At 74.1% G+C, this 22,054-nt stretch carries 9 protein-coding genes; 6 read left to right on the top strand and 3 right to left on the bottom strand.

The features are described from left to right. The first annotated feature begins 130 nt into the window (after positions 1 to 130). Positions 131 to 12,703, top strand: coding sequence for an amino acid adenylation domain-containing protein (locus AB0K65_RS16725; protein ID WP_365717028.1), 12,573 nt, complete (start codon positions 131 to 133; stop codon positions 12,701 to 12,703). 252 nt (positions 12,704 to 12,955) lie between these two features. On the opposite strand, the gene AB0K65_RS16720 is transcribed toward AB0K65_RS16725, so the two are convergent. Continuing rightward, the gene (locus tag AB0K65_RS16720) at positions 12,956 to 13,240 is read right to left on the bottom strand and encodes a hypothetical protein (protein WP_365717026.1); all 285 of its coding nucleotides are present in this window, start codon (positions 13,238 to 13,240) and stop codon (positions 12,956 to 12,958) included. Between the two features lie 187 nt (positions 13,241 to 13,427). Next, a complete protein-coding gene (locus AB0K65_RS16715) occupies positions 13,428 to 14,441 on the bottom strand; it encodes a LacI family DNA-binding transcriptional regulator (protein ID WP_365717024.1) in 1,014 nt (337 codons plus the stop codon). 292 nt (positions 14,442 to 14,733) lie between these two features. Here AB0K65_RS16715 and AB0K65_RS16710 point away from each other — a divergent pair, with 292 nt between their 5' ends. From AB0K65_RS16710 to AB0K65_RS16695, 4 genes are all read left to right on the top strand, one after another. Continuing rightward, on the top strand, positions 14,734 to 16,044 hold the full coding sequence (locus AB0K65_RS16710; RefSeq protein ID WP_365717022.1) for an extracellular solute-binding protein: 1,311 nt from the start codon (positions 14,734 to 14,736) through the stop codon (positions 16,042 to 16,044). Between the two features lie 88 nt (positions 16,045 to 16,132). Continuing rightward, a complete protein-coding gene (locus AB0K65_RS16705) occupies positions 16,133 to 17,125 on the top strand; it encodes a sugar ABC transporter permease (protein WP_365717020.1) in 993 nt (330 codons plus the stop codon). Between the two features lie 12 nt (positions 17,126 to 17,137). Next, entirely contained in the window at positions 17,138 to 18,061 is a 924-nt protein-coding gene (locus AB0K65_RS16700; protein WP_365717018.1) for a carbohydrate ABC transporter permease, read from the top strand. 82 nt (positions 18,062 to 18,143) lie between these two features. Continuing rightward, a complete protein-coding gene (locus AB0K65_RS16695; protein WP_365717016.1) occupies positions 18,144 to 19,586 on the top strand; it encodes a GH1 family beta-glucosidase in 1,443 nt (480 codons plus the stop codon). A 109-nt stretch (positions 19,587 to 19,695) separates the two neighbouring features. Here AB0K65_RS16695 and AB0K65_RS16690 read toward each other — a convergent pair whose 3' ends face one another. Beyond that, a complete protein-coding gene (locus AB0K65_RS16690; protein ID WP_365717014.1) occupies positions 19,696 to 20,685 on the bottom strand; it encodes a Gfo/Idh/MocA family oxidoreductase in 990 nt (329 codons plus the stop codon). A gap of 271 nt (positions 20,686 to 20,956) precedes the next feature. Between AB0K65_RS16690 and AB0K65_RS16685 the strand changes: the two genes are divergently transcribed. Then, a complete protein-coding gene (locus AB0K65_RS16685; RefSeq protein ID WP_365717012.1) occupies positions 20,957 to 21,727 on the top strand; it encodes an isocitrate lyase/phosphoenolpyruvate mutase family protein in 771 nt (256 codons plus the stop codon). Positions 21,728 to 22,054: the final 327 nt, after the last annotated feature.

Below are 22,054 nucleotides of genomic sequence, written 5' to 3'. Positions count from 1 at the left end.
ACGGACGGCTCGCGACGGTGTGGGCCGCCCGGCCCCCTGCCGTACGGCTCGGCTCCGTCACGCGGACTCGCGGACGGAGTGCCGCCCCACCCGCGGCATGGTCTCCTTCGACTTGCTGTGAGCGGACGACATGAGCGACGACATCCTCTGGAACGTCCTACGGGACGCCGCCCGGCGGGCTCCCGAGCAGGTGACCGTGCACGTGCGGGGCGACGGCACGGAACATGTCGTGCCCTATCGGCAGTTGCTGGCGGACGCGGTGCGGATCGCCCACGGTCTGCGGGCGTCCGGTGTGGCCCCCGGCACCTGTGTTCCGCTGGTCGCCGAGTGCAGCGAGCACTTCCAGATGATGTTCTGGGGGCTGATCGGTGCCGGTCTGGTCCCGGTGCCGCTCGCCGCGGACGCCCGGCGGGTGGTGCCCGTATGGGAGCATCTCGGCCGGCCGCCGCTGTTCGTCGACGCGGCGGGGGCGGAGGTGGCGGCGCACCTGACGGCGGACGCGGAGCCTGCCGTCGTGCGGGTGGAAGGGCTGCTGGACGGCGAGGCGCCGGACGGGGACGGCGCGGTCGTTCCGTGCCGGCCGGACGATCCGGCGTTCGTGCAGTTCTCCTCGGGCAGTACGGGACAGCCGAAGGGGGTCGAACTGACCCACGCCGCGGTGACGGCCAACCTGCGGCAGATCGTGGCCGTCTCCGATCTGGGCGCTGCCGACGTGGTGGTGAGCTGGATGCCGTACTTCCACGACATGGGGCTGATCGGCACCCATCTCGCGCCGCTCGCCGCCCGTGCACGGCAGGTCAAGATCGGGCCGATGGCGTTCGCCCGGCGGCCGGGGATCTGGTTCGAGACGGCCACCGCGCACCGCGCCACCCATCTGTCAGCCGCCAACTTCGCGCTCGCCCTGGCTGCCCGGCGGATACCGGACGCCGACATGGCGCGTTTCGACCTGAGAAGCGTACGGCGCCTGGTGGTCGGGGCCGAACCGATCTCCGCCACCGTCTGGCGCGACTTCGTCCGCCGTACGCGACCGGCGGGGCTGGCGGAACACGCTCTCCAGCCGGTCTACGGACTGGCCGAGGCGACGCTCGCCGTGACGTTCCCGCCGCCGAACGAGGTCGCCGTGCCGGTGGCGGTGCGGCGCGGCGCGCTCGGCCGCGGCAGGGTGGTGGACGCCTCCGGACCCGGCGAGACCTCCACCGCCTCCGCCTCTTCCGATGCGGCGGGAGGTGCGGCCGGTGACGTCGTGGAGCTCATGGACCTCGGCCACCCCGTCCCCGGCTGCTCGGTACGGATCGTCGGCGACGACGGACGGGCGCTCGGGGAGCGGCGCGTGGGACACGTCGAGGTGCGCGGGCCGCAGCTCGCCCGCGGCTACCGGGGACTGCCCGACGCCACTGCCGCGGCCTTCACCGCCGAAGGCTGGCTCCGCACCGGCGATCTGGGATTCCTCCGGGAAGGTCGGCTGTGCGTGAGCGGCCGGCACAAGGACGTGCTCTTCCTGAACGGGCTGAAGTTCCACGCCCCCGACCTGGAGGAGGTCGCCGCGGGTACACCGGGGCTGCCGGCCGGACCGGCGGCGGTGGTCGGCTCCACCGACCCCGTCACGGGCCACGAACGCGTGGTGGTGTGCGTCGCCTGGGCCCGTCCGCCCCGCTCGGCCGACGAGGTCCTGCGACGCGTCGCGGACCGGGTGGGCGAGGCCCTCTTCCACGACGACGTACGGGTCGTCGCCCTGCCGCCCGGCCGGTTCCCCCGCACCACCAGCGGCAAGATACGGCGCCATGTGCTGCGCGACCGGTTCGAGGCCGGCCGTTACACCCGCGTCGTCGCCCGCGTCCCCGGCGACACGGCGCCCCCTCCCGCCGGGCGCGAGACGGGCGGCCGGGGTGTGCCCCGGTCGCGGGCGGCGGTCGAACGCGCCGTGCGCGAGGTGTGGGCCGGCGTGCTCGGGCTCCCCGCGGAGAGGATCGGCACCCGTACGTCGTTCCGGGCTCTCGGGGGGACCTCGCTGAAGGCGATGGAGGTACTGGTCACGCTCGAGGACGTCTTCGGCGTACCGCTGGAGACGGCGACGCTGCGCGCCGGGGCGGCGGACACCGTCACCGGTGTCGTCGACCATCTGCTGGAACGGACGGAAGGGGAGACGCGGCCGGACCGCCGACAGGCGGAACGCGCCGAAGGAACCGACGGCTCCGGCGAGCCCGGCCGGCGGGCGGACGGCACCCTCGCCGTCGTCGGTCTCGCCTGCCGCTTCCCTGGAGCCGCCACCCCCGACGCGTACTGGCGGCTGCTCTCCGAAGGGCGGGACCTCGTCACACCGGCACCGCCCCACCGGTGGGCCGACGAGCACGTGCCCGCGGCCCGGTGGGGGGCGTTCCTGAAGGACCCGGCGGGATTCGACGCCGCTCATTTCGGGATCGGCGACGCGGAGGCCCACGCCCTCGACCCCCAGGCCAGGCTGTTGCTGGAGCTGGCCCACGAGGCCCTGGAGCGGGCCGGGTACGCCGGTCCGCGCCGCCGCGGCCGGCGCATCGGCGTCTTCATGACGGCCGGGGACAGCGGCTACCGGGAACTGCTGGAGCGGGCGGCACGGGCCGAGGGCACGGAGCTGCCGCCGGCCGCGCTGACCGGGAACCTGCCCAACCTCCTCGCCGCCCGGATCGCCCAGCACTTCGACTTGGACGGTCCCGCCCTCGCCGTCGACACCGCCTGTTCCTCCGCCCTGGTCGCCCTCCACCTGGCCCGCCGCAGCCTCGCGGACGGCGAGTGCGACCTCGCCCTCGTCGGCGGGGCCAACCTGCACCTCACCCCGACCGCTCACCGCATGCTGCACGCCGCGCAGGCCTTGTCGCCGACCGGCCGCAGCCGGGCCTTCGGTGCCGACGCGGACGGCTTCGCGCCCGGTGAGGGCGGCGCGGTGCTCGTGCTGCGGCGGGCGGCGGACGCCCGGCGGGCCGGGGACGACCTCCTCGCCGTGGTCCGGGGCACCGCCGTCAACAACGACGGCACCTCCCTGAGCCTGCTCGCGCCCAACCCCGCCCGCCAGCGCGAGGTCATCACCGCCGCCCACGCCGCCGCGGCCGTCGACCCGGCCGAGGTGACGTACGTCGAGGCGCACGGCACCGGTACGGCCCTCGGAGACCCGGTCGAGTTGGCGTCGCTCGCGCACGCCTTCCCGCCCCTGCCCGGCGGACGCGCACGGCTGCTGGGCTCGGCCAAGACCAACATCGGCCACCTGTTGAACGCCGCCGCGCTGCCCGGCCTGGTGAAGGTGGTGCTGGCGCTGCGCCACGGTCAGGTGCCGCCCTCGCTGCACGCCGAGCCGCCCGCCGCGCCGGTCGCGGGGTCCGGGTTCCAGGTGCCCGGCCGGCTCGTGCCCTGGCCCGCGCCGGACTCGGGCGGCCCGCTCCTCGCGGGCGTCAACGCCTTCGGTTTCGGCGGCACCAACGCGCACGCCGTCCTGGAGCAGGCTCCCGCACCCGGCCGTACGGATCCGGCGACACCGGCACCCTCCGGCCGTACGGCTCGGGTGACCTCCGCGCTCTCCGGCCGTACGGGTCGGGTGAAGGGGCCGGCGGACAGCCCTCACCTCCTCGCGCTCTCCGCCACCACACCGGCAGCGCTGCGCGCCCTCGTCCGGGACCTTGCGGCCCACGTGGCCGCCCACCCGGACATCACCGAGGCCGACCTGTGCCTCACCGCGGGGACGGCCCGCGACGCCCACCCCCACCGGCTCGCGATCGTCTGCGACGGAGACGTGCGCGCACGTCTGGCCGCTCTCGCCGCACCCGACGGTCCCGCCGCCCTCCCGCCGCGAGGACCGGGCGTGTCCGCCGGCACCGTGCGGACACGCCCCCGCCTCGCCTTCCTCTTTCCCGGACAGGGCACGCAGCGGCCGGGAATGGCGGCGGACCTGTACGCCACCGCCCCCGTGTTCCGGGACACCCTCGACGAAGCGTCCGCCTGCCTCGGCCCGTTGCACGGCCGTGCGCTGACCGACTGGTGCGTCGACCCCGGCGTCGACCCGGCCGACCTGGCCCGCACCGAGATCGCCCAGCCCGCCCTCGTCGCCTTCGCCGTGGCGCTCACCCGGCAGTTGGGGGCGTGGGGCGTCGCGCCGGACGCCGTCTGCGGCCACAGCGTCGGAGAACTGGCCGCCGCCTGCGTGGCGGGCAGGCTGTCGCTGTCCGACACGGTGCGCTTCGCCGCCGAACGCGGCCGGCTCCTCGCCGAGCTGACCGAGCACGGCGCGATGGCCGCCGTCCATGGGGCGGACGACGCGGTGGAGGCGCTCGTCGCCGCGTCCGACGGCGCCCTCACCGTCGCCGCGCGCAACGCCCCCGGCCGCCGGGTGCTGTCCGGGACCGTGCGCGCGGTCGAGGACGCGGTGGCCGGGCTGACCGGGCGGGGAGTCGCCGCACGCCGCCTCCCGGTCACGCGTGCCTTCCACTCGCCGCTGATGGAGCCGGCCGCGCGGGCGCTGCACGACGCCGCCCGCGCCTTGACGCCCGGGACCGCCCGGGTGCCGCTGCTGAGTACGCTCACGGGCGACTGGGCGCCGGCTCCCGACGCCTCCCACTGGCGGGAGCACGCGCTGCGGCCGGTGGTGTTCGAGGACGCGGCCCGGCGGCTCGTCGAGGACGGTTTCGACACGTTCGTCGAGATCGGGCTGGGCACCGATCTGCCGGGGGCCGTGCGTCTCGCCGCGGCCGGCCGGCCGGGGACGGCGCCGGTCACGCTCTCCGCCCTGTCGGCCCCGCGCGGAGAGGACGGCGGGGGCCGGGACGGGCTGGTACGAACCGTCGCGCGGCTGTGGACACGCGGAGTCACCGTCGATCTCGGCGCCCTCGCGCCGACGGGACGACGCGTACCGCTGCCCACCTACCCCTTCCAGCGGCGGGCCTACTGGCCCGGCCCCGACGCCGCTCGGCTGCTGCACCGGGTCGCGTGGACGCCCGTTCCGCTCACCGAGGCGCTGCGGGCGGTCGGGCCGATGCCCCTCACGCTGGTCGCCGGGCCCGACGGTAAGGCGGTGCGGGAGCTGTCCGCGCGGCTCGCCGACCAGGGGGTGCCGGTGGCCGAGGCGGGCACGCAGTCCGCGCACACCGTCGTCCACCTCGCGCGGACGACGGACGACGACACCACCGGTACGGAGGCCGTGGCCGCCTTCCGGGACACGCTGCTCCAGTTCGACCGGGCGGGGGCGCGGCGGCTGCTGCTGCTCACCGAGGACGCGCACGACACGGGCGCGGAGGACGAGGCGGCGCCGCGTCCTGGACAGGCCCTGCTCACCGGGCTCGCTCTCGCGTTCCCGGAGGAGACCGAGGGCGCGGGGCTCGTCTGCGCCGACCTGTCCTCGCGGGACACGCCCGAACGGAGACTCGCGAGCGTCGTGGCCGAGCTGTCCGCGTCGGACGGCGACGTGTCCGTGGCCGCCTGGCGCGGCGGCACGCGGCTGGTGCGGGGGGTCGAGCCATGGCCCGGCGACGCCACGCCGGACCGAGCGAAGCCGGCTGGACGGGCGGTGCGGGCGGACGATGGGGCGTCGGCAGGCTTGGCTGCACGGGAGAACCGAACGGCGCCGACGGACCGAGCCGAACGCCAGGACCGAACCACGTCGACGAACCGAGCCGAACGCCAGGACCGAACGGCGCCGGCGAACCGAGCCGAACGCCAGGACCGAACCACGTCGACGAACCGAGCCGAACGCGAGGGCCCAGCCTGCCGGGCTGGGGAGGGAGACCAGGCCGGTCCGGTCGGCCCGTTGCCCGCGGACGGTGTCTATCTGATCACCGGTGGCGCGGGCGGTCTCGGCGCCGCCCTCGCGCGGGATCTCGCCGGGCGCGGCCGCCCCACGCTCGTCCTGACGGGCCGGTCCCCGCGACCCCCGGCCGCCCTGCTGGCGGAACTCGTCGCGCTCGGTGCGGACGCCCGCTACCGGCAGGCCGACGTCACCGACGAACGACAGCTCGACGCCGTACTCGCCCACGTCCCGGCGCCCGACGTCGTGCTCCATCTGGCCGGGGTGGTCACGCCCGGCTCCCTGCGCGGCACCGACCAGGACGACACCGGGCGCTCCCTGGCCGCCAAGACCCTCGGGACGCGACTCCTGGCCCGCGCGCTGCGCCGCCACGGGCACCGTCCGGCGCTGTGCGTGGCCTTCTCCTCGGTGGCCTCCGTGCTCCCCGGCGCGGCGGGAGCCCTCGGCGACTACGCCGCTGCCAACGCCTACCTCGACGCCTTCGCGGCGGCCGAACGCGCTGCGGGCCGCCGGTGGCTGGCGCTGAACCTCGGCGCCGTCGCCCGCACGGGGCTCGCCGCCACGGCGGCGGAGCGCATGCCTCTGCGCGCCGGAGGCGCACCCCTCACGCCGGCCGAAGCGCTGCGTGCCGTGCGTGCGGCGTGCTCCGCAGACGCCGCTCAGCTTGTGGTCGCCGACCTCCATGGCTGCGGCGACACCGGCCATGTCCGTGCTTCCGGCGGCGCCGGCGACAGCGGCCTCGTGGCACCCGTACCTCGTCCCCGGCGCTCGGCGCCCGCTCCGGTTCGCCCCTCCCTCCCCGCTCCGGCTCCGGCTCCGGCCGACGCCGCGTCAGCCGGCACGGCGGGTGACACGCGCTCGCTCGTACGCGCCCTCCTCGCCGACGCCCTCCGGTTGTCAGCCGAGGCGGTCGACGAGGACGCCGCCTTCTTCTCCCTCGGACTGGACTCGCTCACCGCGGTCGATCTGGTGCGGCGGCTGGAACGTGCGCTGGGACGGGACCTGCCGACGACGCTGTTCTTCGAGTACCGGACGGTGCGGGAACTCTGCGCCCACCTCGACGCCGCCGCCGCGCCGGCCGAGCGGGGGAGCCCCGGCTCGGCCACCGTCACGCGGAGCCCCGTCTCGAAGGGGACGACGGGCGGTGTCGCGGAGGGCGTGCCGTTCCCCCTCACCCCCGTACAACTGGCCCTGTACACCAGCAGCGTCCTCTACCCCGAGACCCCGGCCCGGGGCTGGGTGCGGCAGACCGTGCACGGGCCCCTCGACCCCGGTCTGCTGCGCCGCGCCCTCGCCTCGCTCGCCGAGCGGCACGGCATGCTGCGCGTGCGGATCGGGCTGGACGAGGACGGTCCCTCCCGCGCACCGCACCAGATTGTGACACCGGGCGCCGAACCCTCCGTGTGGTTCGAGACCCGGCCGTGTCCCGAGAGCGGGGATGCCCTCGAAGCGCTCGAGACGGAGCTGGCCAACCGGCCGCTGGACCTCGCGGAGGAGCCGCCCTTGCGGGCGCTGCTGCTGACCGGGGAGCCCGACGTGGCGCATCTGGTGCTCGCCGTGCACCACGTCGCCGCGGACGGCTACAGCCTCAACATCCTCTGTACGGAACTCTGGACGATCTACACCGACCTCGTCCTGGGCCGCGGCCCGGCCCCGTTGCCGCCCGGCGCGGACTTCGCCGCCTTCGCCGCCGTCGCCGAGGGAGGAGTGCCCGCCGTCCGCGCCGAGGACACCGCGTACTGGACGGCCCGCCTGGCGGACCGCTCCCCCCTGACGCTGCCCTACGACGGACGTCCCGACCCCGACGAGGGTTCCGGACCGCTCGTCGCCGAGCACGGTGTCCTGGACGAGACCCTCGTCGCCGTCCTGCGCGAGCGGGCCGCCCGCTGGGACGTCTCCCTCTTCCACCTCCTGCTCGCCGCCTACGCCCGCTGCCTGGCCAGGTGGACCGGACAGCGCGATGTCGCCGTCAACGTCGCCCGCGCCGGCCGTGACGCCCGGCTCCCGGGGCTCGACCGGCTGGTCGGCCCCCTCGCCGACACCCTGCCGGTGCTGCTGGAGGCCGGCCCGGACGAGCCACTCCCCCGGCTCGCGGCCCGGGTGCGCACGGCCTGGCTGGAGAGCGAACGGCATGCCTCGGTCGGCAGCCTCGATCTCGCCCGGCTGCTGCCAGGCGAAGCGTCGGGCCCGCGGACGGTGAGCCCCGCGAGCTTCAGCTACGCCCACTTCCCCGCGCCCCTGGACCCGGGCTGCCCCGTGACGGTGCGGCCCACCGCGGCGGGCACCGGGTCGGCCGCGACCCGGCTGAGTCTGCTCTGCTGGGAGGACGGGCACGCGCTGCGGCTCTCCTGGAACTTCCCCGCGCGCCTCTTCACCCCCGCGACGGTCACCCGTCTCGCCGCCGCCTTCGAGCGGGAGCTGCGCGCCCCGGAGGCCGGACCCGTTCCTGGCCCGGCTGACGGACGCCGGTCGACCGTGGTCGGCAGGCTCCTGCAGCGGTTCCGCACCGCCCCCGACGCGGTCGCCGTGGACGACGGCCGACGCGCCCTGACGTACCGGGAACTGGACGAGGCTACCGGTGCCCTCGCCCGGCGTCTGCGGGAGAAGGGCGTACGCCGGGGCGACCTGGTGGGCATGCTCACCACGCCAGGCCCCGGCACCGTGATCGCCGTGGTCGGCATCCTCCGCGCGGGCGCGGGATGGGTGCCGCTGGACGCCGAGTCCCCGGTGGCCCGGCTGGCGGACCAGACCGGGCGGTGCGGGGTGCGCTTCGTCGTGCACGACGACCGCACCGACGCCACCGCGCGGGCGATCACCGCCCTGACGGCCGTGCCGGTGGTCGTGGCGGACCCGGCCGCGGGCGCCGGGCCGGCCGAGGACGTCCCGAGCGGGACGGCGGATGCCGACGCGACGGCGTACGTCATCTTCACCTCCGGCTCGACCGGCCGCCCCAAGGGCGTGCCCATCACCTTCCGTGCCATGGAGAACTACCTCGACTGGGCGTCGGCCACCTTCGGCTACGGCCCCGGCGACCGCCTCGCCAACACGTCCTCGCCCTGCTTCGACGCCTCCGTGCGGCAGTTGCTCGCGCCGTTGCTGACCGGTGCCACCGTCGTGACCGCCGACCGCGATCTGGTACGCGACCCGGAGCTGCTGCTGCACCACGTGGCGCGGTCCCGGATCACCGTGTGGAGTTCGGTGCCGTCGCTGTGGGAGCGGCTGCTGTGCGCGGCCGAGGAGCTCGTCCGGCGTGGTGAGCCGCTGCCGGACCTGTCCGCGCTGCGCCTCGTCCACGTCGGCGGTGAGGTGCTGTGGGCGGACTGGGTGCGCCGCTGGTACGACCTGTTCGGGCCCGGGCAGACGATCGTCAACCTCTACGGACCGACCGAGACCACCATCAACGCCACCTTCCACGTCGTCACCGAGCGCCCGGGCGAGGAGGTCGCGGCACTGCCCATCGGCCGTGCGCTCTTCGGAACCGAGCTGCTCGTCGTGGGCCCCGACGGGGCGCCGCTCGGCCCGGGCGGCACCGGCGAACTGCTGATCGGGGGCGTGGGACTGTCGGCCGGATATCTCGGCGAACCCGGGCTCACCCAGGCCGCGTTCACCGAGCGGGACGGTCGCCGCTGGTACCGCAGCGGTGACCGGGTGGAGGTGCTGCCCGACGGTGCGCTGCGGTTCGTGGGCCGCCTCGACGACCAGGTGAAGATTCGGGGCCACCGGGTGGAGCCCGGCGAGGTGGAGGCCGTACTGCGCTCGTGTGCCGACGTCGCGCAGGCGGTCGTCATGGCCGCCGAAGGGCGGCTGGTCGCCTTCGCCGTGCTCCGGGACCCGGTTGCCGGGGCGGACGTGGACGCGGTGGCGCTGCGGCGCCACATGGCGCGGACGCTGCCGCCCTACATGGTGCCGGCGCAGGTCACGGTGCTGGACGCGCTGCCGCTGACCGGGACAGGCAAGGTCGACCGGCGGGCGCTGTCGACGGCGCGTGAGCGGGCCGTGGTGGCGGACGTACCGCCGTCCGCCACCATGGGCACCGAGGAGCGGCTGGGGCGCATCTGGTGCGAGCTGCTCGGCGTCGACCGGGTCGGAGCGGACGACGACTTCTTCGAGCTGGGCGGCGATTCGCTGCTGGCGCTGCGGGTGTTCGGCCGGCTCGCCGGGCTGGGCGTCGGTCCGCTGCCCAGGCCCACCGCCGTGTACCGGCACCGCACCCTGGCCGCGCTCGCCGGGGCCATCGACCGGGCCGCCGGTGCGGCCGGGGCCATCGACCGGGCCGCCGGTGCGGCCGGGGCCGGGTCCGAGGCTGACGGCGGAGCCGGTGGGGACCACCCCGGCGGTGCGGGGGCGGGTGCCGGCACGGGTCCTACGGGTGCCGGTAACGGTACGGGGGCGGGTACGGGTGACCTCGCCGGCGCCGGGGTGTCGGACCTTGCCGGGGTGTCGGCCTACCCGGTCACCCCGAGCCAGCGCGGCTTCCTGCTCGCCGAGGCCCTCGCCCCCGGCACCGGGGCCTCCTGGCTGGCCCGGCTGCGGCTGACCGGTCCGCTCGACCGGGAGCTGTTCCAGCGGGCCGTGGACGTGCTGGTGGCCCGGCATCCGATGCTGCGCACGGTCTTCCCGGCCGGGGCGCGGCCGCCGGTGCAGCAGGAGCTGCCCGCGTCGCTGCGGCTGCCGGTCGACTTCGCGGCCGTGTCCGGGCCGGACGAGGCGGCGCGGCGGTGCGAGGAGGAACGGTCCCGCCGCTTCGAGCCGTGGGCCTGGCCGCTTCTGCGGCTGCGGGTGCTCACCCTGGCCCCTCGTGAGCACGTGCTCGTCGTGCACGCCCACCACGTGATCGGCGACGGCTACAGCGCCGCCCTGCTGCTCGGTGAACTGACCACCGTGTACGACGCGCTGAGCCGTGGCAGGGCACCCGAGCTGCCCGGACTGCGGGGCACCTTCCGGGCGTTCGCGGAGGAGCTGGCCGGGCGGGCGGGGGAGCCGCGGGCCGAGGCGGCCGACGCGCGGCGACGGCGCGCTGTGCTGTCCGCGCCCTACGCCAGGCCCGAGCTGCGCACGGCACCGGACCGCGACGGGACGGCGCGGCCACCGTCGCCCTCGCCGGAGTTCCACTCCCGCGGCTTCGTCCTCGACGCCGCCGCCACCCGTGCGCTCCGCAGGATCGCCGCCGACGCGCGCTCCGCCCTCTACGCTCCGGTGCTCACCGCCTACCACGAGGTGCTCGCCGCCCACACCGGGCAGCAGGACCTGGTCATCGGCATGGCCGTGTCCGGGCGCGACCATCCCCTGCCCGACATCCACCGCGTCTTCGGGCCGTACGCCACCGCCGTCGCCGTCCGTCCCTTCGGACCGGACGCGGTCGTTCCCCGCGGCGACGACTTCGCGAGCCGCCTGCGCCGGGTCGTGGAGGAGACGATCGCCGCGCGCGTGCACGAGGACGTCGTGCCACGTGACGTGAACGGCCTGCCGCTGACGTCGCAGTTCTTCTTCACCTTCCTCGACTTCGGCGCGCTGGGCCCGCAGGGCGGGGACGTCCTGGCCGTGCGCTGGGACGAGGAGGCCGAGGACAGCGGGTTCACACCGCCTTCGGCCGGGACCGACGTGTTCCTGGCGGCGCGGCCCGACGGGGACCGGCTCAGGGTCACGCTGCGCGGCGCGGCGGCGGCCTTCGACCCGGCCGCGCTCACCGCCCTTGCCGACGGACTGCGCGAACGGCTCCTTTGCACCGCGCCATCCGCCGACCATCGTGCCCCGGCCTTCCGGCCCGCCCGGCGGGTCCCGCGCCTCGCAGGGGACGACCTGGACGCCGCACTCGTCGGCTATCTGCCCGCGCCCGCCCAGCTGAGCCGGTTCACGGGCCTGCCGGACACCCCCGCGGCGCGGGAGGACCTCCGCCGCCTGCTGTTCCCGGGTGGCGAGCCGCGGCTGCTGGAGACGACCTCCACGCCGCTGGGCCGTTCCGGCTTCGTCGCGCTGCCGCTGTTCGCCGACGAACTCGCCGGCGACCGGGCCCTGGCCGCCCGCACCGCGCAGGCCGTACGGACGGCCGCTGCCCACGGCGCCCGCTGCGTCTCCCTGGCCGGCATGATCCCCTCACTGACCGGCTACGGCTTCGACGTGCTGCGCGATGAGCGCATCGCGACGACCTCGGTCACCACCGGACACGCGGCCACGGTCGTCTCCGTGGTGAGCACGGTGCACGCCGTGCTGGCCGCGAGCGGACGCGACCTGGCCGACCTGGAGACGGCCGTCGTGGGGCTCGGATCCATCGGCGCCTCGTCGCTGGAGCTGCTGCTCACCCTGGCCGAACGGCCGCCCGCCCGGCTCGTCCTGTGCGACGTGCCCGGCAGCGGTCCGCGCCTTCGGGAGCTGGCCCGCTCCCTGCGTGAACGCGGGCTGGCCCGGGAGATCGCCGTCCACCCCTCCGACCCGGAACTGCCGCAGGCCGTGTACGGCGCGGGGCTGGTCGTCGCGGCGGTCAGCGGGCACCGCGCTCTCCTCGACGTGGACCGGTTGCGGCCCGGCGCCGTCGTCGTGGACGACAGTTTCCCGCACTGCTTCGACACCGGCCGGGCGCTCGCCCGGATGCGCGAGCACGGCGACGTTCTCGTCGTCGGTGGAGGGCTGATGTCCGTGGGCGACACCCGGCGCACCGTTGCGGACGGCCTGCCCGGCATCGTCGCCGCGGCGGAGGCGGCTGCCCAGCACGGGATCGCCGGCACGCTGGCCTCCTGCCGCGCGGAGTCCCTCCTGCACGCGTCCGGCGCGGACGTGCCCTTGGTCCGAGGCCTGGTCGACGCTCCCACGAGCCTGTCCTACTGGCGGGCGGTGCGGGCGGCGGGCATCACCGCCGGGCCGCTCCACCTGCTGGGCCACGCCCTGGCTTCCCTCGGGGTGGAGCCGCCCGGCCTCGTGACCGCCGACGCCGAGGGCGTCACGTGACCGGGCGACGCGGGGCCCGTCGGCCGGCTCCCGTCCACGCCCGGGCACGGCCACCGGCGCGGACGAAGCGGGTGATCCCCGCGCCCCCGTGCCGCCGGGTGCGTCGCGATCCGCCCTCGCCCCGGGCATTTCGCACGTCGCGATCCCGCTCTCCCTTCGCCGGCGCGCGAGCGGCTTCTCGTCCCGGCGGCGCGCATGGAGTGCTCGCTCGGACGGGGCTGATGGGACGAGGTGTCGCTGTCGAGAGGTGGCTCACTGGCCGGTGCCGTCCGCCCTGCCGGCAGCTGCCCACCATGACGTCAGGCGGGCAGCCATCGCTTCCGGCTGCGACGGCGGCACCGTAAGACCGAAGTGGTCCGTCAGCTCGCGCCGAAGGAACTCGGCGAGTTCTCTTCGGCCGGCGCCACTGCGGAGCCGTCGGAGGAGAGGGTCGAGCATGCAGTCGTACTCGTCTCGCACGACGTCAGCGACACCGATCGGATCCCACTCGTTGAGCAGATGCCGCAGGCCGTTCTCGGTGCAGGTCTCGGATGGCATCGCCCCAGGGTGTCACTCCGCAACCGCCCCCGTCACCCGCCCCCACTTCGAGCCCCCCGCATCCGCCTCGGGTCTCCCCCGGCGAGGCGATCCGAAGGACGTCTCCCGGCTCCGGCCGCCGGGGCCGGGAGGACGTCGCCGGCCGGCCTTCCCGCCCCCTCCGAGCACCGTCCCGTCGGCGTGGGCGTCATGACGACTCGCGCACGATCAGCTCCGTCGGCAACGTCACCTGCTGCCGTTCCGCGCCGTGCCGGGTGATGTCGGTCAGGATCCGGGCCATCGTCCGCCCCACCTCCTCGACCGGCTGACGCACGGTGGTCAGCGGAGGGTGCGCGTGGCGGGCGAGGATGGAGTCCTCGAAACCGACGATGGCGACATCGCGCGGCACCTGCCGTTCCTGGACGCGGAGTTCGGCCAGGGCGCCGACGGCCATGAGGTCCGACGCGGCGAACACGGCGTCGAGGTCAGGCGCGCGTTCAAGAAGCGAACGCATCGCGCGGCGACCCCCCTCCTCGGTGAAGTGGCCGCTCTCCACGAGGGATTCGTCCGCCCGCACGCCCGCCCTGCGGTGGGCGTCGCGCCATCCGGCCAGGCGGCTGCGGCCGACGTCCATGTCGAGCGTCCCGGTGATGGTGGCGATGCGGCGGCGGCCGGTGTCCAGCAGGTGCCGGACGGCCGCGGCGGCGCCTCCCGCGTTGTCGGAGTCGACGTAGCTCAGCTCCTCCCCCTCGCCCCGGCGGCCGGCCAGCACGGTGGGCAGCCCCATCTCCTCCAGCATGCCGGGCAGCGGGTCGTCCGCGTGGACGGAGACCAGCAGCACGCCGTCGACCCGGCGGGTGGTCACCGAGGCGAGCATCTGGTCCCGCTCGGACCGGTCGCGGACCAGTGTCAGCTGCAGTTGAGTCCGGGTGTCGGCCAGCGCCGCGCTCACGCCGCGGATCAAGGCGGCGAAGAACGGCTCCGAGCCGAGCCGGCTCTCGGACTCCGGGATCACGAGGGCCACCGAGTCGGTGCGACTGGTCACCAGCCCCCGGGCCACCGAGTTCGGAACGTAGTTCAGTTCCTTGATCGCCGCAAGGACGCGCTCGCGGGCCTCCGGGCTCACCAGATCGGAGCCGTTGACCACGCGGGACACCGTGGTCCGCCCGACCCCGGCACGAGCGGCGACGGTTTTGATCGTGGGCTGGCGGTTCCCTGTCATGTGCTCCTCCGAGCGGCTGCCGCGGCGACGCGGCGGACGTGACCAGCGGCAATTGTGGCAGACGGAATGGCGGCGCCCTCACCCTCCCATGGCCATGAAACGAACGCCGGGCGCCCGGTTTCGCAGCGAATTGTTTACAAGCCATTGACATGAAGGGCTCGACACCACGAGTCTTCGACCCATCGGTGGGCACGTTCCCACCCCGCGATGGGCACGTTCCCACCGAGCCGCCGTCGCCCCCTGCCCCCACCGCCACCCCGGCGCGCCCAGCGCCGTCACGAGGAGGAAAGTCATGAGCACTGCTCGCAGGACACCGCGCACCAGGGCGGTCGCGGTCACCGCCGCCGTCGGCGCGCTCGCGCTCGTCGTCGGCTGCGGAGCCGGCGACGACTCGGCGACGGGCGGCGGCAGGAAGGACGGCAAGGTCACCATCACCATGGGCATGTACGGCGTGATGGGCTTCAAGGAGACGGGCCTCCTGGAGCAGTACGAGAAGGAGAACCCGAACGTCGACATCCAGGCCGAGATAGCCGGCGACGAGCAGACCTACTACACCGCCCTCCAGACGCGGCTGGCCGGAGGCAAGGGCCTGAAGGACATCCAGGGCATCGAGATCGGCCGGGCCAAGGAGATCGTCGACACCCAGGCCGACAAGTTCGCGGACTTCGCCGGCCTCAGCGGCACGGACCACTTCCTGCCCTGGAAGCAGTCCCAGATCACCACCGCCGACGGCAAGGTGCTCGGCCTGGGGACCGACATCGGCCCCATGGCCGTCTGCTACCGCAAGGACCACTTCGAGAAGGCCGGTCTGCCCACCGACCGCGAGGAGGTCGCCAAGCTGTGGCAGGGCGACTGGAAGAAGTACGTGGAGGTCGGCCGTACCTTCCAGAAGGGCTTCAAGGGTGACGGCGTGGCCTTCATGGACGCGGCCAGTGGTCTGTTCAACGCCATGGTCTACGGCCACTCCGAGCAGTACTACGACGCCAAGGGTGACCTGATCTACGACAAGAACCCCGTCGTCAGGGAAGCCTGGAACCTGGCCGCCGACGCGGCCGAGGCGCAGCTGACCGCCAAGCTGCGCCAGTTCCAGCCCGGTTGGGACCCGGGCCTGGCCAACGGCACCTTCGCCACGACCGTCTGCCCGGCCTGGATGCTCGGCCACATCGGTGAGAAGGCGGGTCCTGCCAACAAGGGCAAGTGGGATGTCGCCAAGGCGCCCAAGGGCGCCAACTGGGGCGGCTCCTTCCTCGGCGTGGTGAAGCAGAGCCCGGTGCAGGAAGAGGCCAAGAAGCTCGTCGCCTGGCTGACCGCCCCCGAGCAGCAGGCGCACATCTTCCAGAAGCAGGGCAGCGTCCCGTCCTCCAAGAAGGCGCTGGAGTCCGCCGAGGTGCGGAACGGGACCTCCGAGTACTTCGACAACGCCCCGATCGGCCAGATCTTCGGCGCCGCCGCCCGGGAGATCCCGGACAAGCAGGTCCTGGGCCGCAAGGACGGCACGATCAAGGACACCTTCTCCCAGGGGCTGACCCTGGTCGAGCAGGGCACCTCGCGGGACAAGGCCTGGCAGACCACCGCGCAGCGCATCGAGAAGGCCGTCGGCTGACCGTCGCCCTCCGGCCGCCGGGGCCCGCCCGCACCACGCGGGCGGGCCCCGGCAGCGGCTCACATCTCCGTCTCAGGAAGGAACTCCGGTGGCCACCTCCACCACCAAGGCCCAGGCAGGCCAGGAGCGTCGGGGACCGTCCCGCGCGCCGGGCGGCGACGCGAGCCGGCGGCGGGGCGCGCTGCTCCACCGGCTGGACGTCAAGGGCGCACCGTACGCCTTCGTCGCCCCGTTCTTCGTCGTGTTCGCCGCGTTCAGCTTCTACCCCCTCGTCTACACCTCCTGGATCTCCCTGCACCGGGTGGAGCTGGCCACTCTCGACGTCATGGAGTGGGTGCGGTTCGACAACTACGTCGAACTCTGGAGCGACCCCCGGTTCTGGAACGCCCTGGCCAACACCGTCACCATCGGCGTCATCTCCACGGTGCCGCAGCTGCTGATGGCGCTCGGCCTGGCCCACCTGCTCAACTACAAGATGCGGGGCTCGCTCTTCTTCCGCATCGCCTCGCTCGTCCCCTACGCCACCTCCGTCGGTGCCGCCGCCCTCGTGTTCACCATGCTCTTCGAACGCGACTTCGGCATGATCAACTGGGCGCTCGGACTCGTCGGCCTGGACCCGGTGGACTGGGAGGCGGACAAGTGGCCCGCCCAGGTCGCGATCTCCACCATCGTCATCTGGCGGTGGACCGGATACAACGCGCTGCTCTACCTCGCCGCCATGCAGGCCATCCCCGCCGAGCGTTACGAGGCCGCCGCCATCGACGGAGCCTCCCGCTGGAAGCAGTTCACCCACGTCACCGTGCCCGGAATCCGCTCGACCATCGTCTTCACCATCGTCCTCTCCACCATCGGCGCGACGCAGCTGTTCGGCGAACCGCTGATCTTCGGACAGGGCCCCAACGGAGTCACGGGCGGAGCGGACAACCAGTACCAGACCCTCGGTCTGCTGCTGTACGAGGAGGGCTGGAAGAACTACCAGATGGGCCGCTCGGCGACCGTCGCCTGGGCGATGTTCCTGCTGCTCATCCTCGTCTTCGTGGCCCAGCGCCTCATCCAGCGCCTGCGTTCCCGCGCGTCCTGACCAGGAGTCCCCATGACCACACAGAGCCTCCCGGTCCGGACGGACACCCCGGCCCGGACCACCCCGAAGAAGCCCGCCGGCCGCGCGCGCCGCCGGATGCTCGGCCAGCGGGCCGGCCGGCAGCACCACGCGGGCCCCCTCGCCTACGTCCTGCTCTCGATCACGGCCGTCGTGTCGATCTTTCCGCTGTACTGGACGTTGGTGGCCGCCTCGACCGACAACACCCGTGTCAGCCAGACGCCGCCACCACTCCTGCCCGGCCCGAACCTCTTCGGCAACCTCGCCCGTGCCTGGGACGAGGCGGCGATGGGGAAGGCCATGGTCAACAGTCTGATCGTGGCCGGTGTCATCGCCCTGTCCACGGTCATGTTCGCGACGCTGGCCGGGTTCGCCTTCGCCAAGCTGCGCTTCAAGGGCCGCAACATCCTGCTCATGCTCGTGATCGGCACGATGATGGTGCCGCCCCAGCTCGGTGTCGTCCCGCTCTTCATGATGATGTCCGAACTCGGCTGGTCGCAGGAACTACCCGCCGTCATCTTCCCGACCCTGGTGAGCGCGGTCGGCGTCTTCTTCATGCGGCAGTACCTGACGGAAGCGCTGCCGGACGAACTGGTCGAGGCCGCCCGCGTGGACGGCGCGCACTCCCTGCGCATCTTCTGGAGCATCGTGCTGCCGGTGGCGCGGCCCGCGATGGCGGTCCTCTTCATGATCACGTTCGTGCACGCCTGGAACGACTTCTTCTGGCCTTTCGTGGTGCTCGACATGACCAATCCGACCGTCCCTGTCGCCCTCACCCAGCTCAGCGCCGGATACGTCCGCGACCAGTCCCTGATCATGGCGGGCGCTCTGCTCGGCACGCTGCCGCTGCTGGCGATGTTCATCGTCTTCGGACGGCAGATCGTCAGCGGCATCATGGCCGGCGCCGTCAAGGGCTGACCCGCCTCATCGACCGGCCGGCCCTCGCTCGCCGACGGCCGGCCGCCCCTCACCCCGAACACCTCACCGTGAAAGGACTTTCGTGGTCACCGCAGCCCACCAGCCGACCGTTTCCACCCCTGAGCCCTCCCGCGCCTTCCCCGACGGCTTCCTCTGGGGCTCCGCGACCGCCTCGTACCAGATCGAGGGGGCGGCCGCGGAGGACGGTCGCACGCCGTCCATCTGGGACACCTACGCCCGCACGCCGGGTCGTGTCCGCAACGGCGACACCGGTGACACGGCCACCGATCACTACCACCGCTGGCGCGAGGACGTCGCTCTGATGGCCGACCTCGGCATCGGGGCCTACCGCTTCTCCCTCGCCTGGCCGCGGATCCAGCCCACCGGGCGCGGCCCGGCCGTGCAGAAGGGCCTCGACTTCTACCGGCGTCTCGTGGACGAACTCCTGAGCAAGGGCATCCGGCCGGTCGCCACCCTCTACCACTGGGATCTGCCACAGGAGTTGGAGGACGCCGGCGGCTGGCCGGAACGCGCCACCGCCGAGCGGTTCGCCGACTACGCCGCCCTGGCCGCCGACGCGCTGGGGGACCGGGTGAGCACCTGGACCACCCTCAACGAACCCTGGTGCAGCGCCTTCCTCGGCTACGGTTCCGGGGTGCACGCCCCCGGCAGGACCGACCCGGTCGCCGCACTGCGCGCCGCCCATCACCTCAACCTGGCCCACGGCCTGGCCGTCCAGGCGGTCCGGGACCGGACCCCGGCCGGCACCGCGTGCTCGGTCACGCTCAACATCCACCACGTCCGCCCGCTTTCCGGCGACGACGCCGACGCCGACGCGGTCCGTCGTATCGACGCACTGGCGAACCGGGTCTTCACCGGACCGATGCTGCGGGGCGCCTACCCCGAGGACCTCCTCAAGGACACCGCGGCGCTGACCGACTGGTCCTTCGTCCGCGACACCGACCTCCGGCAGATCCACCAGCCCCTGGACTTCCTCGGGGTCAACTACTACACCCCCACTCTCGTCTCCCGGGCCGACGGCAGCGGCACCCACACGTCGGACGGACACGGCAGGAGCACCCACAGCCCGTGGCCCGGCGCCGATCAGGTCGCCTTCCACCAGCCCCCCGGCGACACGACCGCCATGGGCTGGGCCGTCGACCCCAGCGGCCTGTACGACCTCCTGCGCCGACTGGACGCCGACTTCCCGGGCGTGCCGCTCGTCATCACCGAGAACGGCGCCGCCTTCGACGACTACGCCGACCCCTCCGGCCAGGTCAACGACCCCGCCCGCATCGCCTATCTGCACGGGCACCTGGCCGCCGTCCACCAGGCCATCGCGGACGGCGCGGACGTGCGGGGCTACTTCCTCTGGTCGCTCCTGGACAACTTCGAGTGGGCGCACGGATACAGCAAGCGTTTCGGCGCGGTCTTCGTCGACTATCCGACCGGCACCCGCATCCCCAAGGCCAGCGCCCGCTGGTACTCCCAGGTGGCCCGTACCGGCGTCCTGCCCGGCGCCTGACCGGGCCCGGCGGGGCGCCCGCTCCCCTCTCCGCGCGGTGCCGCACCCCACGAGCCTGCCCCCCGCCCCCTCATCCGGGGGCGCGGGGCAGGCTCGCCTGTCCCGCCCCTCACTCCCCCGGGTAGCGCACGCCGATCCGAGCGCGCACCGCGTCCAGGGTGTCCATGACCGCGAGGGTGCCGGCCGACGGCACCAGCGGAGACTCGGTCAGTCCCGATCCCAGGCACCGCATCACCTCCCGTGCCTGGTGGCCGTATCCGTTGCCCTCCTGCGGCGTCGCGGCGTACGTCCGCGGCTCGTGTCCGTCGCGGTGCAGCACGAAGGCGGGCGGGTTGTAGAAGTCGGCCGGGATCTCGACGCGTCCGCGCGTGCCGTACACCACCGCCCTGCGCTCGTCGTCGGCGAGCAGGGAACACGTCAGCACGGCCATGGCCCCGCCGGCGTATCCGAGCAGGATGCCGGTCTGCTCGTCGACGCCCTGCGGCGAAAGCCGTGCATGGGCCGTGACCGACTCCGGGGCACCCAGGAGCAGGTGCGCGAACGACACGGGATAGGTGCCCAGATCCAGCAGTGCGCCCCCACCGGCGGCGGGGTCCCAGAGCCGGTGCTCCGGCGGAACCGACACCCGCGCGCCGAAGTGGGCGTGCACCGCTCGTACCTCTCCGATGGCGCCGTCGGAGGTCAGTTCCGCTACCCGGCGCACCAGCGGGTTCACGTACGTCCACATCGCCTCCATCAGGAACAGCTCCCGCTTGGCGGCGAGTTCGGTGACGAGGCGGGCCTGCCGGCCGCTCAGCGCGAACGGCTTCTCGCACAGCACCGGCTTGCCCGCCTCCAGACAGGCCGTCGCGGCCGTCACGTGGTGCGCGTGGGGCGTCGCGACGTAGACCACGTCGACCTCCGGGTCGGCCGCCAGGTCCTGCCACCTTCCGTACGCCCGGGGTATGCCGAACCGCTGCGCGAACCGCTGCGCGCCCGCCTCCGAACGCGACCCGACGGCGACCACCTGGGCGCCCGGCTCACGCAGCAGGTCCTCGGTGAAGGCGGCTGCCATGCCGCCGGTGGCCAGAACTCCCCAGCGGATGGACCGCTCGCTCATGACGACTCCTGTTCGGAACACGACGTAGATCTCGGTCGCAACTCTATGGGTACGTTCCCACCCGTGGCCACGGTCTCGTGGGCACGGCGGCGTCGGCCCCTCGGGGTGGCGGCCCCTCCGGACACGAGGCACCTGTGCACCAGCCGGGCACCTCGTCGACAGCCTCGGTGTACGGGATCCTCGCGGCCCGCGCGGCCGCGCGCAGCCGTCCTTCAACGGGCGGCGCCCCGCCGGTCCGTTGCCGGTGGCGATCCGGGGGTAACGTCCTCGCATGGACTTTCGCACCACCGTCGAGCGCGCTCGACGCCTCAAGCAGCTGCACGCCGAGTACAAGCCGCTCGTCCTGCCGACCGTGTGGGACGTCTGGTCCGCTCGGACGGCCGCCGACGCCGGGTTCCCCGCACTGACGGTCGGCAGTCATCCGCTCGCCGCCTCCCGGGGCGCAGACGACCAGGAGGGGCAGACCTTCGAGGAGGTACTCGCCGCCGTCAGGCCGATCACCGCGGCGGTCGACGTCCCCGTGTCCGTGGACCTGGAGGCCGGGTACGGTCGGGAGCCCGCGGATCTCGTGGCCGGACTCACCGAGGCCGGCGGCGTCGGACTCAACATCGAGGACACCGTCCACTCGGACGGCGGGCGCGTGCGCGATACGAAGGAGCACGCGAGCTACATCGCCGGCCTGCGCGCGGCGGCCGACGACGCGGGGATCCCGCTCTGGGTCAACGGGCGGACCGACCTCTTCCTGCACGCCGAGGACCCCTCCGCTGTCCTGGACGAGGCCGTCGAGCGACTGCGGGCCATGGAGCAGGCCGGCGCGGACAGTGTCTATCCCGTCCGCATCCAGGACGACGACGATCTGCTCACGGCGGTGACCGGCGCCGTCTCCATCCCCGTGAATTCCACGGCCCATCCCGTCAAGCACGATCTCGAGCGTTTCCGCCGCCTCGGCGTCGGCCGGGTCACCTACGGCCCGCTGCTGCAACTCGCGATGACCGATGCGATGAAGGGCGTGCTCGGGCCGTGGCTGCCCTCAGCCCGGTAGAGGCGGCCAGAGACGCTGGGCGCCCTTCTGGTGAGGCGTCCGGCAGACGGGAGGAGGGGGCCCGCGGGCGCGCGGTCCGGCCGGACGGCCGCCGCGTCACCCGGCCCGTGTGCCGACGGCGGCCCCTCACGTGAGCGGTCGGACCCGGAGGGGTTCGCCACGCGGGCACGGAGCGCCGGGACCGGATTGACCCTCCGGCTCGTGGCGTGGAAGCGCACCGGTCCCCGCCGGGCCCGCGCCCTCATGGCGGTCGGCCGTCGGACAGGTGTCCGCCGGCCGTCGGCCCCCCGTCGCTCCCCTCCACCGGCCCCACGTCGTTCCCATCCG

The organism is Streptomyces sp. NPDC053755 (assembly GCF_040677675.1).
In the GTDB taxonomy this organism is placed as follows: domain Bacteria; phylum Actinomycetota; class Actinomycetes; order Streptomycetales; family Streptomycetaceae; genus Streptomyces.
Note: the sequence above shows the minus strand (reverse complement) of the source record. Positions and strands in the feature narration are given on the sequence as shown.

What these genes read in the sequence shown, in the direction of transcription:
- AB0K65_RS16725 (WP_365717028.1), top strand. Translation starts at nt 131, where the DNA reads ATGAGCGACGACATCCTCTGGAACGTCCTACGGGACGCCGCCCGGCGG.
- AB0K65_RS16720 (WP_365717026.1), bottom strand. Translation starts at nt 13,240, where the DNA reads ATGCCATCCGAGACCTGCACCGAGAACGGCCTGCGGCATCTGCTCAAC.
- AB0K65_RS16715 (WP_365717024.1), bottom strand. Translation starts at nt 14,441, where the DNA reads ATGACAGGGAACCGCCAGCCCACGATCAAAACCGTCGCCGCTCGTGCC.
- AB0K65_RS16710 (WP_365717022.1), top strand. Translation starts at nt 14,734, where the DNA reads ATGAGCACTGCTCGCAGGACACCGCGCACCAGGGCGGTCGCGGTCACC.
- AB0K65_RS16700 (WP_365717018.1), top strand. Translation starts at nt 17,138, where the DNA reads ATGACCACACAGAGCCTCCCGGTCCGGACGGACACCCCGGCCCGGACC.
- AB0K65_RS16690 (WP_365717014.1), bottom strand. Translation starts at nt 20,685, where the DNA reads ATGAGCGAGCGGTCCATCCGCTGGGGAGTTCTGGCCACCGGCGGCATG.
- AB0K65_RS16685 (WP_365717012.1), top strand. Translation starts at nt 20,957, where the DNA reads ATGGACTTTCGCACCACCGTCGAGCGCGCTCGACGCCTCAAGCAGCTG.